This window comes from Pilimelia columellifera subsp. columellifera (assembly GCF_039532605.1).
Lineage (GTDB): Bacteria > Actinomycetota > Actinomycetes > Mycobacteriales > Micromonosporaceae > Pilimelia > Pilimelia columellifera.
In genome coordinates this window covers 1-16,623 of record NZ_BAAARY010000006.1, presented here as the reverse complement: position 1 = coordinate 16,623, position 16,623 = coordinate 1, and the positions used below count along the sequence as shown (strand labels likewise).

The following is a 16,623-nucleotide window of genomic DNA, read 5'->3' as shown; positions in this document are numbered from 1 at the left end:
GCGTACTGTGCGCCCATGGTCGATCAGACTCCACAGTCTCAGCCCTCGGCGGGGCCGTACTGGCCGCAACCTGTGGCCCGGGGGCCCGGCGCGTCGGCGTGGCAACCCGCCGGGGAGAACGGATCGGCCGTGGGGACCGCGCTCGCGGTGATCGCGGTCGGCGTCTGGACTGTCAGCGTCCTCTGGATCGGCCAGTCAGCGATCTGGGTGACCGATCAGGCGCAGCTCGCCACCGGGGTCTCCACGCGGTGGCTGTGGCCGGTCAGCGGGGTGGCGTCAGCGGCTCTGATCATCCTCCCGGCGTTGCTGCTGGCCCTGGTTCCGCGCGCGCCCTGGGCCCGCGCCACCGGCCGGGTCTGGCTGCTCGGCGCCGCCGTCCTGGGCGGGTTGTCGCTGACCCGGGCGTTCCCGCCGCACGCCGCGGAGCTTCAGCTGCTCGCCTCGGCGGCGCTCGCCGCGCTGGGCGCGCTGGCGTTGCGGGCCCGCCCGTCCGTGCCGCCCCCGACGCCTCCGTCGCCCCCGGCGGCATCGGCCTCGGCCTCGGCCCCGGCGGATCGCGACGCTTCGTGGTGGCCGGGACTGGCCGCCGGGGCGTTGATGGTGACGCCGTGGCTCTGGCTCGGAGCGTTCGGCGGCATCGTCGAGACGCTCGCGGCCGCGTTGGCGGCCGCGGCGCTCGGCTGGCTCTGCGCCGGTCTGCTGCGCCCCGTGTGGCCCCACTTCGCGCCGGGCGGCGGCGCCCGGCGGGTCCTGCTCGGCGGTCTCGTCGCCGGAATCGCCCTCCTGCTGGTCGGCGCCGGCGTGGGACTACCGGGTCCACACCTGGCGACGATGGCCGCCCTGTCAGCGCTGGGTTTCGCCGCCGCCGCGCTGGCCGGGCGGGGTGTGGGGCCGCTCGTCGCCGCTACGACATTCGGGCCGCTCGCGCTGGTCGACAACGAAGAGATGACGTTGTTGCTGCTGGGACGCGACGTTCCGCTCTGGACGCTCGTCGCGGCGCTCGTGTCGCTGCCGCTGGCGTGGCTCCTGGGCGGGGTGCTGTGGCTGGCGGGCCGGCCGGCGCCGGCTGGCGGGCCGGGGTGGGCGCCGGCATGGGGTTCGTCGCGGCGTCTGGGCGCGGTGACGACGGCCATCGTGCTGGTGGCGTCCGGGGCCGGGGTGCACCTGGCGGCCGGGCAACCTGGGCTGCACGGCGAGCGCCTGTTCGTGATCCTCGACGACCAGGCGTCGTTGGTGGGCCTACCCGCAGGTCCGGCCGGGGCGGCCGGGCACCCTACCCGGGTCCGGGCGGTCTACGACCGCCTCGTCGCGCACGCCGACCGTACCCAGCGGGACCTGCGCCGGGAGCTGGACGGCAAACGTCTCGCCCACACTCCGTACTACCTGGTCAACGCCATCGAGGTGGACGCCGGCCCGGCGCTGCGGCCATGGTTGGAGAGCCTGCCCGGGGTCGACCGGGTGCTGCTGTCGCCACGGCTACGTCCGTTGCCCGCGCCGGTCGGGACCGCACGTGGCGACCGGACCGCCCCGACCGGCCCGACCTGGAACCTCAGAATGATCAACGCTGACCGGGTGTGGAACGAGTTCGGCGTGCGCGGACGGGGCATCGTCGTCGGCACGTCAGACTCCGGCGTGGACGGCGCCCACCCCACGCTCGCCGGCGGCTTCCGCGGCGGCGACGACTCCTGGCGCGACCCGTGGAACGACAGCCGGTTCCCGCAGGACCACGCTGGCCACGGCACCCACACGCTGGCCACCGCGGTCGGTCGCGGTGGCGTCGGCGTCGCCCCGGACGCCGCCTGGGTCGGCTGCGTCAATCTCGACCGCAACCTCGGCAACCCGGCGCTGTACCTGGACTGCCTCCAGTTCCTGCTCGCCCCGTTCCCGCCCGGCGCCGACCCGCTGCGGGACGGACGCCCCGACCGGGCGCCGCACGTGCTGACGAACTCGTGGGGCTGCCCGCCGTTGGAGGGGTGCGACCGCCAGGCGCTGGCGCCGGCAGTCGCCGCGTTCACCGCCGCCGGCGTCTTCTTCGTGGCCGCGGCCGGCAACTCCGGGCCGCGTTGCGGCTCGATCAGCGACCCGCCGGCCCCCTACCGTGACGCGCTGTCGGTGGCCGCGGTCGACCGGGGCCGGGAGGTCACCGATTTCTCCAGCCGCGGCGGCCCTGGCAGCGGCAAACCGGACCTGGCCGCTCCCGGCTCGGATGTCGTCTCGGCCATGCCCGGCGGCGGGTACGCCAGTCAGGACGGAACGTCGATGGCCGCCCCGCACGTCGCCGGGGTGGTGGCGTTGCTGTGGTCGGCACAGCCGTCGCTGATCGGCGATCTGGCCAGAACCCGCGCGATCCTCACCGGCACCGCGGCGCCGATCCTGGTGCCCCCCGGCGCGAACACCTGTGGCGACCAGGCCCGGCTCACCGGCGCAGGGCTGGTCGACGCCCATGCCGCCGTCCGGGCGGCCCGCGGGCAGTGATCCGCAGCTGGCGGCTCAGCGCGACGCTCGGGCCGCCGACTCGGTGTCACGCAGCACCCGCAGGGCGTTGTCCCAGGTGAGGGCCCGCAGCTCGGCATCGGACCAGCCGCGGCGAGCCAACTCGGCCAGCAACGTCGGGTAGCTGGCCACGTCCGGTAGGTCGAACGGCGTGAACGGCACGCCGTCGAAGTCGCCGCCCAGCCCGACCCCCCGGACGCCGACGGTCTCCCGCAGGTAGTCAAGGTGGTCGGCGACGTCCACCGCGCCGCACGGCGGGGCGGGTCGGTGGCGCAGCAGCTCCCTGCGGGCGGCCATGAAGTCCGAGCCACCGAGCGGGTGCGTGTCGAGAAGCCGCTGGTACTCCGGCCACACCTCGTCGAGCCAGTCACGGGACGGCTCGGTGAGGAACCAGGGCACGAACGTGGCCATGACGATCCCGTCAGTGTCCCGGACCCGCCGGAGCACGTCATCGGGGACGTTGCGGGGGTGCGCGCACATGGCCAGCGCGTTGGAGTGGGAGAAGAACGCCGGCGCCGTGGAGGTGTCGAGGGCGTCATGCATCGTGGCCGGAGCGACGTGCGAGAGGTCCACGAGCATGCCGAGCCGGTTGAGCTCCCGGACCACGTCGTGCCCGAAGTCCGTGAGACCACCGGCCGCGGGCACATCGGTGGCGCTGTCGGCCCACGGCGTGTTCCGGACGTGGGTGAGCGTCAGGTAGCGCGCCCCGAGCGCGTGCATCATCCGCAGCACCGCCAACGAGCCGCCGATGCTGTGCCCGCCCTCCATCCCGATCAGGCAGGCGATCCGGCCGGCCGCCCTGGCCCGCTCCACGTCGTCCGCGGTGGTGGCCAGGGCCATCCGGCCGGGGTTGGCGGCCGCCCAGCCACGGACGAAGTCGATCTGCTCTAGGGTGGCCGCGACCGGCGAGGCGACCGTCCCGTCGTCAGGGACCCACACCGACCACCACTGGGCACCGACGCCGCCGGCCGCGAGTCGGGGCAGGTCCGTGTGGAGGCCGCAGCAGCTCTGGTCGGCGGCGAGGTCGAGCGCCCGGTGGTCGTATCCGGCCCGCAGGCGCATCTCCCAGGCGAGGTCGTTGTGGCCGTCGAAAACCGGCGCCTGCTGTAGCAGCGCCCGCACCCGCGCGATTTCCATGGCCCGACCCTATGCCAGGAGGCGGCCCGCCCCGCCACGGCAGGCGGGCAGGGCCGCGGGGACGCGCTCAGGCCGGGACGCGCCGGGGCCGGTCCACGAATCGCGGACCGGCCCCGGTTACGAACTGGTGGAGCTGTGTGAGCTGGGTGGACTAGAAGTCCATGTCCCCGCCGCCGGGGGCGGCCGGAGCGGCCGAGGCCTTCTCCGGCTTGTCCGCGACGACGACCTCGGTGGTGAGGAACAGCGCGGCGATCGAGGCGGCGTTCTGCAGCGCCGAACGAGTCACCTTGGCCGGGTCGATGATGCCCGCGGCAAGCATGTCCACGTACTCGCCGTTGGCGGCGTTGAGGCCGAAGCCGGTCTCGAGGTTGCGGACCTTCTCCACGACGACGCCGCCCTCAAGGCCGGCGTTGACCGCGATCTGGCGCAGCGGGGCGTCCAGCGAGACCTTGACGATGTTGGCGCCGGTGGCCTCGTCGCCGACCAGGTCCAGCTTCTCGAAGGCGGTCTTGCCGGCCTGGACCAGCGCGACGCCGCCACCGGGGACGATGCCCTCCTCGACGGCCGCCTTCGCGTTGCGAACGGCGTCCTCGATGCGGTGCTTGCGCTCCTTGAGCTCGACCTCGGTGGCCGCGCCGACCTTGATCACCGCGACGCCGCCGGCCAGCTTGGCCAGGCGCTCCTGCAGCTTCTCACGGTCGTAGTCGGAGTCGCTCTTGTCGATCTCGGCGCGGATCTGGTTGACCCGACCCTGGATCTGCTCGGCGTCGCCGGCGCCATCGACGATGGTGGTCTCGTCCTTGGTGATGACGACCTTGCGGGCGCGGCCCAGCATGTCGAGGCCGACGTTGTCCAGCTTGAGGCCGACGGTCTCGGAGATGACCTGACCACCGGTGAGGATGGCGATGTCACCGAGCATGGCCTTACGGCGGTCGCCGAAGCCCGGCGCCTTGACGGCGACAGACTTGAAGGTGCCACGCATCTTGTTGACGACCAGGGTGGCCAGCGCCTCGCCCTCGACGTCCTCGGAGATGATCAGCAGCGGCTTGCCCGACTGCATGACCTTCTCCAGGATCGGCAGCAGGTCCTTGACCGAGGCGATCTTGGAGTCCGCGATGAGGATGTAGGCGTCCTCCAGGACAGCCTCCATCCGCTCGGCGTCGGTCATGAAGTAGGCCGAGGTGTAGCCCTTGTCGAAGCGCATGCCCTCGGTGAGCTCCAGCTCCAGCCCGAAGGTGTTGCTCTCCTCGACGGTGATGACGCCTTCCTTGCCGACCTTGTCCATCGCCTCGGCGATGATCTCGCCGACGGTGGAGTCACCGGCGGAGATGGAGGCGGTGGAGGCGATCTGCTCCTTGGTCTCCACGTCCTTGGCCAGCTTGGCCAGCTCCTCGGCGACGTTCGCCACGGCAGCCTCGATGCCCCGCTTCAGGGCCATCGGGTTGGCGCCGGCGGCGACGTTGCGCAGGCCCTCACGGACCAGGGCCTGGGCCAGGACGGTCGCCGTCGTCGTGCCGTCACCGGCGACGTCGTCGGTCTTCTTGGCGACCTCCTTGACCAGCTCGGCGCCGATCTTCTCGTAGGGGTCCTCCAGCTCGATCTCCTTGGCGATGCTCACACCGTCGTTGGTGATCGTGGGGGCGCCCCACTTCTTCTCCAGCACGACGTTGCGGCCCTTCGGGCCGAGGGTCACCTTGACGGCGTCGGCGAGCTGGTTCATGCCACGCTCGAGACCGCGACGGGCCTCTTCGTCGAACGCAATGATCTTGGCCATACGGCGTTGTCCTCCTGGACGTCAGCGACGGCAACGGGACCCCCCGTGCGCCGCATCCTTCACGCACCTTCGACCCCCGCCGCGGGGCGGCAGGGGCGTAGGCCGGGCCGGATAAGCCCGCGACGACCGGCCACTCCCGCTGACGCCCGAAGGCGCCGGCGTGGTGGCCCCACCGTCCCGACCATGGAATTGGCACTCAGCAGTAACGAGTGCCAGTACCTTGTTTAGCACTCACGCCATGCGAGTGCAAGCGCGCGGGAGGGTGCCGTTCACGACAGAGACCCAACCCGCGCCGCCCGTCGCGGCTCGCCCAGTGACGTCCATGAGCGGCGCGGAACCCCGCTGGACCGCCGGGACCGGACCGCTGACCAGCCCGGAGACGGCAAAGACGCCAGGCGGGGGACAACCCCAGACCCAGCGTCTTGTCGATCTCGTCCGAAACTACGGACGGAAGCTCAAGCGATCAGCCGAACGTGCTCAGCCTGCGGGCCCTTCTGGCCCTGGGCGATCTCGAACTCGACTCGCTGCCCGTCCTCAAGGGACTTGTAACCGTCCATCTCGATCGCCGAGAAATGAACGAAGACATCCTGCCCGCCGTCGACCGCGATGAAGCCGTAGCCCTTCTCGCCGTTGAACCACTTCACACTGCCCTGCGCCACGGTGCACTTCCTCACTTCGATCGTGCCGGGTCGTCGCCGACCCCCGGCTCATGCCTTCGTGAGCCGGGCCAACCGAACTCGCACGCTACACGAGGCCCACAGCTCACGCACTCCCACAAATCGGACACCGTGGCCCCTGGGGCCACGGCTCGTTAGGCCAATGTGTCAACGGCTTACCACTCCCCCGCGCACCGCCATCCCGCTCATCAGCGCCGATTCCCCCACCAGGCCCTGCACGGCGCCCTCGCGCTGCTGTGCGTCATCGCCGTCGGCATCGGAGCCAGTGTCTATTTCGGAACGCCGGCGGCCGAGCGGTCGGCGAACCCGGACGCGGTCGGCGCCCCGGCGACCGTTCCGACAGGCTCGCCGCGTCCGACGTTCGATCACGCCCCGTTCAGCCCGGGGCCGGTGTCGGTACGCAGCCAGGGATTCCTCTCCTGGGCATTCCTCGACCGTCAGACCGGGCGGGTCACCGGGTCGGCGAATGTGGCAGCGCCCAGCGACACCATGTCCATGGTCAAGGCATGGCTGGTCGCCGACTACCTCCGTCTGGCGTTCGCCCGGGACCGGCAGCCCGCAGCGACCAGGCTCCGGGTCCTCCAGGCGATCCTTCGCGACAGCGACAACAGCACCACGTACCAGCTGTACGCCGAGCTGGGGCAGGAGGCGTCGATCCGACGCATGGTGGCGCTGTGCGACCTCACCGACAGCCGGCCGTCCGGCGCGTTGTGGAGCAACACGGTCGTCTCCGCTCGGGACACGGTGCGGATCGGCCTGTGCATCGCCGACGGCCGGGCGGCCGGGCCACGGTGGACCGACTGGGTATTGATCCAGATGCGATCCGTGCGCGGCGACGGGGATTTCGGGCTGCGCACCGCGCTGCCGCCCAAGGTCGCCACGACGGTGGCCGTCAAGAACGGGTGGATTCTGCGGGAGGGCGACGGCAACTGGCACATCAGCTGCCTCGCGGTGGGGCAACGGTGGGTGGTGGGGGTGCTCGCCCGCTACCCGGCCGGTCTGGGTCTGGGCTACGGCAAGAGCCTGTGCCGGTCCGTGGGGGCGCAACTGGTGGGCGGCTGACCCGACTGTGGCACGATCATCCGCTATGACCCAGCATCGTGGTTTCGTCGTGCGGCGGGTCCGGGAACAGGACGCTGTCGCCGTCTGGTCGCTCCGGCTTCAGATGCTGGCCGACACCCCGCTGGCGTTTCTGGAGACCCTGGCCGACGCCGCGGCGGCGCCCCGGCAGCTCTACGTCGACCGCTGCGTGCGCAACGCGAGCGGCCCGGACAGCGCCGCCTTCGTCGCCGAGAACGACGGCCAGCTGGTAGCCCAGGTGGTCGGGCTGGCCACGAGCGACCCCGGCGAGACGGTGGTCGCCGCCGTCTACATCGCGCCGGACTGCCGGGGCGCCGGGCTGCTCGGGCAGCTCGTCGAACCGGTTGCCGCGTGGTCCCGCGGCGCTGGACGCGGCCGGCTCCGGCTCGAGGTGGTCGACGGCAACGACCGGGCGTTACGGGCGTACCAGAAGCTGGGCTTCGTCGTCACCGAGACCGGTCTGCCGCATCCGGTGATCCCCGGGCTGACCGAGACGCGGCTGCGCCGCGCCGCCGGAGACCGCCGCGCGGTCTGACACGCCACCCGGGATCCGGTGGCGCGTCAGACCAGCGTCAGGATCAGCGACGGGACTGCACGATCCGGAACCGGTTCGCCACGTAGGCGCCGTCAGTCAGCGCCGCGTTCGCGGCGGCGTTGGCGCCGGAGCCGTGGAAATCGGAGAACGCCGCGGACTGGTTGACGAACACCCCGCCGGTGAGGTTGCACGACAGGTGGACACCGACGTCGATGGCGGCCCGCTCGACGGCGTCGAGCACCGACTCGTCGGTCGAGTACACCCCGGCGGTGAGGCCGCCCTTGGCGCCGACCGTCTTCCGGAACAGCGCGATGCTCTGCTCGGTGTCGTCGGTGGCGATGAGGAAGGTGATCGGCCCGAACCACTCGTCGCCGTACACCGCGTCCGCGTCGGCCCCGAGCTTGACGATGACCGGCGTCCGGACGACGGCGTCCGGGAACGCCGGGTGCTCCAGCGCCTTCGAATCCAGCAGCGTCTCGCCCGTCTTGCCGGCGGCTTCGATCCGCTCCAGCACCCGCTCGTCGCCGATCGCCCCGATCAGCTCGACGGCGCGTGCGGCGTCGCCGGTGAGCTTGGCGACCGCCCCGGTGATCCCGGCGGCGACCTCGTCGAAAGTCTTCACGCCGTCGGGGGTGGCGATGCCCGCCGACGGGATGAAGATGTTCTGCGAGGTCGTGCACATCTGGCCGCTGTACAGCGACAGCGTGAAGGCGAGGTTGCGGCAGAGGCCGGCGAAGTCGTCGGTGGAGTCGATGATGATCGCGTTGAGGCCGGCCTTCTCGGTGTAGACCTGCGCCTGGCGGGCGTGGTCCTCCAGCCAGTCGCCGTACTCGGTCGAGCCGGTGAAGTCGACGATCTTGATCTCTGGCCGGGTCGCCAGCGCGGAGGCGATGCCCTCGCCCGGCGCCTCGGCGGCCAGCGTCACCAGGTTCGGGTCGAAGCCGGCCTCGGCGAGCACCTCACGGGCGATCTGGACGGTCAGCGCCAACGGCAGCACCGCGCCCGGGTGCGGCTTGACGATCACCGGGTTGCCGGTGGCCAGGGACGCGAACAGACCTGGGTACGAGTTCCACGTCGGGAAGGTCCGGCATCCGATCACCAACGCCACGCCGCGCGGCACGACGTGGAACGTCTTGTTCATGACCAGGGGGTCGCCCTTGCCCGCCGGCTTCTCCCAGCGGGCGGTCGCGGTGTGCCGGGTCTGCTCGGCGTACGCGTAGGCGACGGCTTCCAGCGCCCGGTCCAACGCGTGCGCCCCGCCGGCCTGGAACGCCATGACGAACGCTTGGCCGGTGGTGAACTGCACCGCGTTGGCCAGCTCGAAGATCCGCTGGTGGATGCGGTGCAGCACCTCCAGACACACCCCGACCCTGGTCTGCGGCCCGGCGTCCCGCCAGCCCGGCAGCGCTGCCGAGGCGGCGTCGACGAGCGCGTCGACGGAGCTGTGCGGGTAGCTGACGTTCAGCTCGACGCCGAACGGACTGCGTTCGGTCGAGACCCAATCGCCGGCGCCGGGCTGGTCGATCGCGAACCGGACGCCAAGGTGCGCCTGGTAGGCGGCCTGCCCGTCGGCGGCGGCGGTCTCCCCGTAGACGCGGGGGCTGGGCGACTCCGGATAGGCCGACCAGTACGTCCGCTCGGCGATCGCGGTCAGGGCGCGGTTCAGCGTGTCGGCGTGGGCCGTGAAGAACGGGTGCGTCATGAGGCCATCATGCCGCAGCCGGGTCAGAAGATGAGCTGCCAGTCGATGCTCGCCTCGACCGGGCGGTAGCCGAGCAGCCGGTTCACCGCGAGCATGTGCTCGTTGACCTCGGCGTTGTAGGTGTCGATGAACCTCAGCCCAGGCTCGGCGACGACCGTCTGCCGCAGATTTTCGATCTTGATAATCGTGCCGAGCCGGTGCCCGCGATGCTCCGGGTCGACCAGGGTGATCTGCTGCCAGGCATGCCAGTCGATCAGGCGGTCGCGGGTGAGTAGCGTCCAGGCGACCAGCTTGCCGGAGGCGTCGTGTCGCGCTCCGGCGTGGTAACTGCGGCGACCCACCAGGCGTGCTCGATCCTCCATCGCTCGAATCCGGTCGGCGTCGACGCGATGCGGCTCCAACGCCAGATCACCCATCGGGGCGTCAGCGAGAAGCCGGCCCTCCAGGTAGGCGACGTCCGCTACGAACTCGTCCGGCGTCGCGTCCTGCCACGTCACGACCGAGTACCCCGAGGCATGTGACCATGCCTGCGCCAGCCGAAGGGTCAGCTCGCCGTGGTCGACCGCGACGACGTCCAATCGGCTGCGCAGGTCGTGCTGCGCCGGGGCGGCGCCCATCGCGCGCGCGAACCGGCTCGCCGGGCAGTTCTCCTGGTCGCCGAGCGGGGCCGCGACCGAATGGATGACGGTCGTGCGTCCACGTTCGGCGGCTATGCCCCGCAGGGCGCCGAACAGCGTGCCCCCCACGCCCCGCCGACGGTGCTCGGGCAGGACCAACAGCGCGGTGACATCGGCGATGGACCGGTTGTCCACCATCGGCAGACCGACGTCGAGGAAGCCGACTGGACGACCGTCCAGTTCAGCCAGCATGAGCACGGCTTCCCAGCCCGGCCGCTGATGCCTCCGGAACCGGGTGAAGGTTTCCAGGTCGATCGCCGGCAGGTCCGGCGCGTCATGGGCCCAGCTGGCGGCCATGATCCGATGGGCGTCAGCGACGGCGTCAGGGTCGGTGGCATCGAACGGGCGGAGCGCGATTGTCATGGCGGCATCATGGGCGGACCGCGGGCAGCCGCGGAACCGATTTACGGCGCGGCGCGACCCGAGATGCGCAGCGCAGCGCGGCGCGGCCCGCTGCGGACCATGAGCGCGGGGAGGCCCGCTGACGCAGCAGGGATGTTGGAGGGGGCGCAACGCCGAAGTGGCCTGTAAACGACGGCTCGCGCGACCCGTCCGGGTCGCGCGAGGGGGAGGCCGTGCGGTGTGACGTTTGGTCGGGAGGATGCTCGCTCAGCACCTTCGGCGCGGGGCTCGTCGGCGCTGGGGTCGTGCTACTTCTGAAGGCTCAGCTTCGGAAAGTGTTACGGCGATGCATCCTCCCGCAGATCCATCCTGCGCTCCCCCGAAACGCCCGTCAAGACTTTTTAGGGGCCATTTCTCAACGCAGGGCAAAATCATCCTCACACAGCGCAACCTAACCTCCTGTGTTTGGAGGATACTGACAAACCATTCGGAGGATGTCATGGGGCGAATGCCCTAGTTTCGGCAAACTACTTTTAGTATCACATATCGTTTTGTCGACGACAGCCAGCAACGCGCGAGCCGCACGCGTCAACTCAGGGCGGCGTCCGCGGCTCGTGGCCGCAGTCGGCCGGCGCGTAGCCGGCGTAGCCGACCAACCAACACCGGATCGTGCGCCAGCGCCCGGGGATCGTCGAGAAGCCGGTTGAGCAACTGGTAGTACCTGATGCCTGAAATATCAAACTCGTCACGGATAGCCTGCTCCTTGGCGCCAGGATGCCGCCACCACTTCCGCTCGAAGTCCAGAATCCGCACGTCCCGATCGGACAGATCAGCGTGTCCCGACAGTTCGGTCGGCCCCGGCGGCTCGACCGGACAGGATGATTCAGCCGGCCCGGAGGGCTGCGTCGCGCGCAGGTCAGGCGACATCGCGCCGCCGCATCGACAAGGCCGCCGCCAGCACCGTCAGGCCCGCGCCGACGCCTAACACCAGCAACGAGTCATGCCAGGTCAACACCAGCGTCCGCTCCGGACAGGCGGCGCCGTCCGGGCAGCCGAAGTAGTCGACGATCGTGTACGACTTCTGTACCCAAGCCAACAGGTAGCTGGACAGGACGTACCGTTCGCCGAACGGCGTCTCAAGAGACTCGACCAGGATGCGGACGCCCACCTCGCTGATCATGCCGAGCCCGACGACCGCGCCCAGGGCCGCCGCGGTGTGCCGGCCGATCGACGCGATCGCGAACGATGCAACGGTCACCAGCAGCAGGAACGTCAGACCGCGCAGCCCGTCGAGCCCGAACGAACGCCAGGCTCCGGGCGTCAACTCTCCGAGCCGCCCGCCGAAGCGGCCGACCAGCCAGAACCCGGCCGTCCACAACGCCCCTGAGGCGAGAGTCAGCGTGGTCATGGCCGCCAGGAGCACACCCAGCTTCGTGAACAGCACCCGCAGTCGGCGGGGCTGCCACAGCAGTAGGTTCGTCATCGCCCCGCTGCTCCACTCGGCGCCGACGAACGACGCGCCGACCAGGAAGGCGACCAGCGTCAGCACCCCGAAGAACACCGCGAGGTAGCTGCCGAACTCCTGCCGGAACACGAACTCGTACGGCAGGAACCAACTCGCCTGGACCTCGCCGCTGTAGTCGTAGATGTCGCAGTCAGGCGGCCAGCTCTGGGTAACGTCCTCGCCGCGGGCGCGGGCCGCCTCACACTCGGCGACGTCCCGACGGTGCTGCTCAGCCATCTCCCGTGCCTGCTGCTCAGCCTGCACCTGCGCCGCCGCCTGCGTCTGCGGGGTGTTCGGCGTGCTGCTCACCGCCGCAGTCACCGCGACGCCGGACAACACGAGGACGGCGATCAGCAACATCCAGCGGGTGAACCGCCGTAGGAACAGCCGCCGGAGCTCCGCCTGGGCCAACCTCACTGGGACACCTCAGTCGTAGAAGCCGTTGCGGGGTCGCCGGTGAGCTGGAGGAAAACGCTCTCCAGGTCGACCGGGAGCGGCGTCAGCTCGGAGACGTACATCTGCCGCTCAGCGAGCGTCCGCGTGATCCATTCGGGCGTCGTGATTCCCGTGACGACAAGGTGGTCGTGGTAGCTGTTCACGACGGCCCCGGCTGCCGTGAGCAGCGCCGCCGCCCCAGGTAGCTCCTCGCGCGCCAGCCTCACCCGCAGCGCGTCCGCCGTGTTGGCGGCCAGCACCTGGGCCACCGTCCCGCTGACCACCCGCCGCCCGGCGGCGATGATCGTCACCGAGTCGCACAGTTGCTGGACCTCACCGAGGATGTGGCTGGACAGCACGATCGTCATGCCGGCGCCGGCCAGCGAGCGCATCAGCTCACGCATCTGCCGGATGCCGCTCGGGTCCAGGCCGTTGGCGGGCTCGTCCAGAATGAGCACCTGCGGCTGCTTGAGCAGCGTGGACGCCACCGCGAGCCGCTGCCGCATCCCCAGCGAGTAGCCCTTGACCCGGTCGCCGGCCCGGTCGGCCAGCCCGACCAGCTCCAACACGTCGTCGACCCGCCGGGCGGGGACGCCGCCGGCGGTCGCCAGCAGCGACAGCGTCTGGCGACCGGTGAAGTTGGGGAAGAACTGCGGGCTCTCCACCAACGCGCCGACCCGGCCGATGACCTGGGGGAGCGCGTCAGGAAGCCGTTCGCCCAGGACGGTCATCTCGCCGCTGTCGGCGGCGACGAGACCGAGCAGGATCCGCAGCGTGGTGGTCTTGCCGGAGCCGTTGGGGCCAAGGAAACCGTGCACCTGACCAGGCTCGACGCTCATCGAGAACCCGTCCAGCGCCTGCCGCCGGCCGCGACGACGGCTCCGGTACGTCTTGCGAAGATCGGTTATCTCCAGAACGCCGGTCACGCGCTTCCCCCGATCAGCCGCGGATGGACACCCGCCGGACTCTACCGGCGTCGGTCAATGTTCGGGGGTCACGCCCTGAGCACCCGGACGCCGGCGGCCTCGAACCGGTCCACCACGGACGCCGGCGCGCCGGAGTCGGTCACCAGCGTCTCGATCCGGTCCACCGGGCAGATCCGGGCGAACGCGTGACCGCCCAGTTTGGAGGAGTCCGCGATGATCACAACCCGGCGGGCCCGGGCCACCATGAGGCTGTTCATCGCCGCCTCGCCCTCGTGGTGGGCGGCGGCGCCGAGGGAGACGTCCAAGGCGTCCACCCCCAGGAGCGCGACGTCGAGGGTCACCTCGCGCAGGATGCCGCCCCCCAACGGCCCGACCAGCTCGAACGACTGCGGCCGGACGACGCCGCCGGTCACGACGACCTTCATCCGCGATCGCATCAACAGCTCGTTGGCGATGTTGAGGGCGTTCGTGACGACCGTCAACGGCGTGGTCTCCGCGCCGCTGGCCAGATCGGGGCGGGCAGCCAGCGCCCGGGCGACCTCGGTGGTGGTGGTGCCTCCGTTGAGGCCGACGACCATGCCCGGGTTCACCAGCGACGCCGCCGCCGCGCCGATGCGCTGCTTCTCGGCCGAGTGCTTGGCCGTCTTGTACCGCAGCGGCAGGTCGTAGGAGACGCCGTTGGCGACGGCGCCGCCCCGCGTCCGCGTGATCATCTGCTGCTGGGCGAGCTGGTCGAAGTCCCGGCGGATCGTGGCCTGGGACACCACGAGCCGTTCGGCGGCGTCCTCGACGGTAATCCGGCCATGCTCGGCAAGCAGCTCAAGCAGCGAGTTCCAACGCGCGTAACGGTCCATCCGGCTCCCCCGCCGACCAACGACAGGCACGGGACGCTACCTGCTGCAACGATGACTGATCGCGCAGCCTAGTGCGCGAAACAACAGCAAGGCAAACGTCACCTGCGTGAAACACCGGGGCTTCGAGCAGCCTTACGACAGATTCGCGGACCCCCGCCACGGACCGAGCCGGGCCGGCAACGGGACCGCGTCCCAGTCCACCCGGCGCAGCAGCCCGTCCAGAAACACCCCCAGCAGCACCCCCGCGACGGCATCCGTCAGCCAGTGATGGGTCAACAGGGTGGTGGTACACACCACGACCAGCGGCGGAACCACCCTGATCAACCAACCAGCCTCCGCCGGCAGCTCACGCCCGGCGGCCCGGAACAACCCCGCCACCAGCAACGCGATCACCCCGTACCAGACGACGGCGTTCGCGGCGTGGCCCGACGGGTAGGCGAGGCCCCTGATCGGATCGCTGAACAGCCGCTCCGGGTGTGCCAGCTTGTCGTTGCCCGGGAAGCCGCGATCCAGCAACAGCTTCATCGGACCGATCGTCAGGCCGGTGACCAGGAACGCCCCGGCCACCGGCAGCAGCGGCCGGACCGAACGGGTCCGCCGCGCCAACGCCGCCGCCAGCAGCGTCGCCAACGGCAGCAACACCCAACCACCCTGGCCCAGATAGTTGAGAACGGTGGCCACGTTGAACACCGCCGGCGGGCGGTGGTCCCAGATCCAGTTTCGGACGGCCACGTCCAGATCCAGCAGCGACCCGGCCGCCAGCGCGCCCGTCAGCGCCGCCACCGCCGCCAGCAGCGCCACCTGAGCCACCCACCACCACACCCCAGCCGGACGCACCCACCGCACCATTCAGCCCACGCTAGCCGGCCGGCGCCGCCCCGTCCGAGGCGGTGGCCTGACCCGTCAACCAGGCCAAGCCGGCTCTACGCGCCACCGCCACCACCCGGTCGCCAGGGGCGAGCGGCCGGCCTGGCCCGGGATTCCACACCGCGGCGCCGTCGGCCGACCGCACCGCCACCACCCGGACCAACCCGGCCCGACCCGCGTCACGCACCGTCGCGTGAGCCAGGGCCGAGCCCGGATCGACCGGCACGTCGACGATGAGCAGCACATGCCGCTCGACCGGGATCGTCGCCCGGATCTCGCGGTTCATCATCTGGTCGGCGAAGGTCGGCGCGGACACCGCGGCCACGCTCCGGGACACCGTCGTCCGGAACGCCCGCTGCACCCGGGCCGCAAAGTCGTGGTCGAAGAGCCGCAACACCACCCGGAGGTCACGGCGCAACGTCTGGCCCGCCAGCGCCGCCTGAAGGTTCGCCTTGTCGTCAGTCGACAACACCACCAACGAGCGGCACCGGCCGACCCACGCCCGCTCCAGCACATCCTGCTGGGTGCCGTCCCCGATGATCACCGGGATGCCGAGCCGACGGGCCACATCCAGCCCCCGGGCCGCCGGGTCCTTCTCGATCGCGACCACGTCCAGACCGAGGTCCCGCAACTCGCGGATGACCCGGATGCCGACGTTTCCGACCCCGACCACCACAATGTGGTCCGCCCACGGCTTCCTCAGCTGGCAGGTCTCCCGAGCCAACCGCATGTTGACGATCGTCTCGACCGCCACCGCCGTGAACAACGGCACCAGGGCCAGCCCGGCCACCGCCAACACCACCTGCGCCACCTTCGCGGCGTCGACCGTCCCCGGCTCCGGCTCCGCGCCGCCGGCGGCGGTCGCCAACACGAGATAGAGCGCCTCCGCCCAACCGAGGTGCTTGATCATCGCCAGGGTCGTGCCGGCCACGGCGACCGTCGACAACGCCAGCACCAGGGCAATCCCGGTCCGCAGCCGCAACAACGCACGCACCGCCAACCACGTCGACATGATCAGACGTCGCCGTCGCGGACGTGCCCGACGCCACCTTGCCGCTGAAGTCGCCGCCGGGCCCGTCGCCTCGGCGAGCACCAGATCAGCGTCGTCCTCGACCGACGGCAACACGCGGGCCGACCCGTCCGGGCCGTGCGCGGCAAGACCGCAGATCACGTCACGCGGACGCGCCTCCGCGCGGCGGGCCACCACCACCGTACGGCCGAGCAGGCGCACATGCGTCGGCTCCACTTCGCCCAACGCGGCCGCCACGAACGTCGGCGCCGCCATCGCGGCGTCGGAGACCACGGCGCAGTCCGGCAGCAGCTCCCGGGCGCCCTGCGCCAGCTGCGGGTCGAACATCCGCACCACCAACCGCACCGTGGGGTTGACCTCCCGCGCGCACAGGGCGATGTGCAGATTCCCCGCGTCGTCCGGCTCCGTCACCGCGATCGCCTCAGCGGTCTCCAGACCCGCCGCCCGCAGCGCGGCCTCGTCAACCCGCTCGCACCGCACCACCCGGACCCCCCTTAGACCGTGTGTCAGTTGGGGTTGTTGCTGGTCAACAGGTCGAGGCGGACGGCGCGGCGGTAGCAGATGACAGCGCATGCAGCAGCAACGAATGC

14 protein-coding genes are annotated in these 16,623 nt (G+C 71.0%); 3 read left to right on the top strand and 11 right to left on the bottom strand.

The window, feature by feature from the left end:
* The first annotated feature begins 15 nt into the window (after positions 1 to 15).
* The gene (locus ABD287_RS08805) at positions 16 to 2,475 is read left to right on the top strand and encodes a S8 family serine peptidase (protein ID WP_425565551.1); all 2,460 of its coding nucleotides are present in this window, start codon (positions 16 to 18) and stop codon (positions 2,473 to 2,475) included.
* Positions 2,476 to 2,490: 15 nt separating this feature from the next.
* Here the strand turns inward: ABD287_RS08805 and ABD287_RS08800 are convergent, their stop codons facing one another.
* From ABD287_RS08800 to ABD287_RS08790, 3 genes are all read right to left on the bottom strand, one after another.
* Positions 2,491 to 3,630 (bottom strand): dipeptidase, encoded by a 1,140-nt coding sequence (locus tag ABD287_RS08800; RefSeq protein ID WP_344171077.1) that lies wholly within the window; start codon positions 3,628 to 3,630, stop codon positions 2,491 to 2,493.
* Between the two features lie 151 nt (positions 3,631 to 3,781).
* A complete protein-coding gene (gene groL, locus ABD287_RS08795) occupies positions 3,782 to 5,404 on the bottom strand; it encodes a chaperonin GroEL (RefSeq protein ID WP_344171074.1) in 1,623 nt (540 codons plus the stop codon).
* 455 nt (positions 5,405 to 5,859) lie between these two features.
* Positions 5,860 to 6,063, bottom strand: coding sequence for a cold-shock protein (locus ABD287_RS08790; RefSeq protein WP_344171071.1), 204 nt, complete (start codon positions 6,061 to 6,063; stop codon positions 5,860 to 5,862).
* A gap of 162 nt (positions 6,064 to 6,225) precedes the next feature.
* On the opposite strand from ABD287_RS08790, the gene ABD287_RS08785 reads away from it, so the two are divergent.
* Entirely contained in the window at positions 6,226 to 7,143 is a 918-nt protein-coding gene (locus tag ABD287_RS08785) for a hypothetical protein (protein ID WP_344171068.1), read from the top strand.
* Between the two features lie 25 nt (positions 7,144 to 7,168).
* Positions 7,169 to 7,696 (top strand): GNAT family N-acetyltransferase, encoded by a 528-nt coding sequence (locus ABD287_RS08780; RefSeq protein WP_344171065.1) that lies wholly within the window; start codon positions 7,169 to 7,171, stop codon positions 7,694 to 7,696.
* Positions 7,697 to 7,739: 43 nt separating this feature from the next.
* Here ABD287_RS08780 and paaN read toward each other — a convergent pair whose 3' ends face one another.
* The 8 genes from paaN to ABD287_RS08740 form a co-directional block, all read right to left on the bottom strand.
* Positions 7,740 to 9,398, bottom strand: a complete 1,659-nt coding sequence (paaN, locus tag ABD287_RS08775; protein WP_344171062.1) for a phenylacetic acid degradation protein PaaN — start codon at positions 9,396 to 9,398, stop codon at positions 7,740 to 7,742.
* A gap of 23 nt (positions 9,399 to 9,421) precedes the next feature.
* Positions 9,422 to 10,438, bottom strand: a complete 1,017-nt coding sequence (locus ABD287_RS08770; RefSeq protein WP_344171059.1) for a GNAT family N-acetyltransferase — start codon at positions 10,436 to 10,438, stop codon at positions 9,422 to 9,424.
* 567 nt (positions 10,439 to 11,005) lie between these two features.
* The gene (locus ABD287_RS08765; RefSeq protein WP_425565550.1) at positions 11,006 to 11,344 is read right to left on the bottom strand and encodes a DUF3263 domain-containing protein; all 339 of its coding nucleotides are present in this window, start codon (positions 11,342 to 11,344) and stop codon (positions 11,006 to 11,008) included.
* The gene (locus ABD287_RS08760; RefSeq protein ID WP_344171056.1) at positions 11,334 to 12,338 is read right to left on the bottom strand and encodes an ABC transporter permease subunit; all 1,005 of its coding nucleotides are present in this window, start codon (positions 12,336 to 12,338) and stop codon (positions 11,334 to 11,336) included. Before ABD287_RS08760 ends, ABD287_RS08765 begins: the two co-directional genes overlap by 11 nt.
* Positions 12,335 to 13,282: an ABC transporter ATP-binding protein gene (locus ABD287_RS08755; RefSeq protein WP_344171053.1), complete on the bottom strand. Its 948-nt coding sequence runs from the start codon at positions 13,280 to 13,282 to the stop codon at positions 12,335 to 12,337. The genes ABD287_RS08760 and ABD287_RS08755 overlap by 4 nt, the downstream gene beginning before the upstream one ends.
* 68 nt (positions 13,283 to 13,350) lie before the next feature.
* Positions 13,351 to 14,136 (bottom strand): DeoR/GlpR family DNA-binding transcription regulator, encoded by a 786-nt coding sequence (locus tag ABD287_RS08750; RefSeq protein ID WP_344171050.1) that lies wholly within the window; start codon positions 14,134 to 14,136, stop codon positions 13,351 to 13,353.
* A gap of 132 nt (positions 14,137 to 14,268) precedes the next feature.
* Positions 14,269 to 14,985: a phosphatase PAP2 family protein gene (locus tag ABD287_RS08745; protein ID WP_344171047.1), complete on the bottom strand. Its 717-nt coding sequence runs from the start codon at positions 14,983 to 14,985 to the stop codon at positions 14,269 to 14,271.
* Between the two features lie 10 nt (positions 14,986 to 14,995).
* Positions 14,996 to 16,516 (bottom strand): NAD-binding protein, encoded by a 1,521-nt coding sequence (locus ABD287_RS08740; RefSeq protein ID WP_344171044.1) that lies wholly within the window; start codon positions 16,514 to 16,516, stop codon positions 14,996 to 14,998.
* Between the last annotated feature and the right edge of the window lie 107 nt (positions 16,517 to 16,623).

Bases quoted from the DNA above. Each gene is read 5' to 3' on its own strand.
- ABD287_RS08805 (WP_425565551.1), top strand. From the start codon at position 16: ATGGTCGATCAGACTCCACAGTCTCAGCCCTCGGCGGGGCCGTACTGG.
- ABD287_RS08800 (WP_344171077.1), bottom strand. From the start codon at position 3,630: ATGGAAATCGCGCGGGTGCGGGCGCTGCTACAGCAGGCGCCGGTTTTC.
- groL (WP_344171074.1), bottom strand. From the start codon at position 5,404: ATGGCCAAGATCATTGCGTTCGACGAAGAGGCCCGTCGCGGTCTCGAG.
- ABD287_RS08780 (WP_344171065.1), top strand. From the start codon at position 7,169: ATGACCCAGCATCGTGGTTTCGTCGTGCGGCGGGTCCGGGAACAGGAC.
- paaN (WP_344171062.1), bottom strand. From the start codon at position 9,398: ATGACGCACCCGTTCTTCACGGCCCACGCCGACACGCTGAACCGCGCC.
- ABD287_RS08770 (WP_344171059.1), bottom strand. From the start codon at position 10,438: ATGACAATCGCGCTCCGCCCGTTCGATGCCACCGACCCTGACGCCGTC.
- ABD287_RS08765 (WP_425565550.1), bottom strand. From the start codon at position 11,344: ATGTCGCCTGACCTGCGCGCGACGCAGCCCTCCGGGCCGGCTGAATCA.
- ABD287_RS08750 (WP_344171050.1), bottom strand. From the start codon at position 14,136: ATGGACCGTTACGCGCGTTGGAACTCGCTGCTTGAGCTGCTTGCCGAG.
- ABD287_RS08745 (WP_344171047.1), bottom strand. From the start codon at position 14,985: ATGGTGCGGTGGGTGCGTCCGGCTGGGGTGTGGTGGTGGGTGGCTCAG.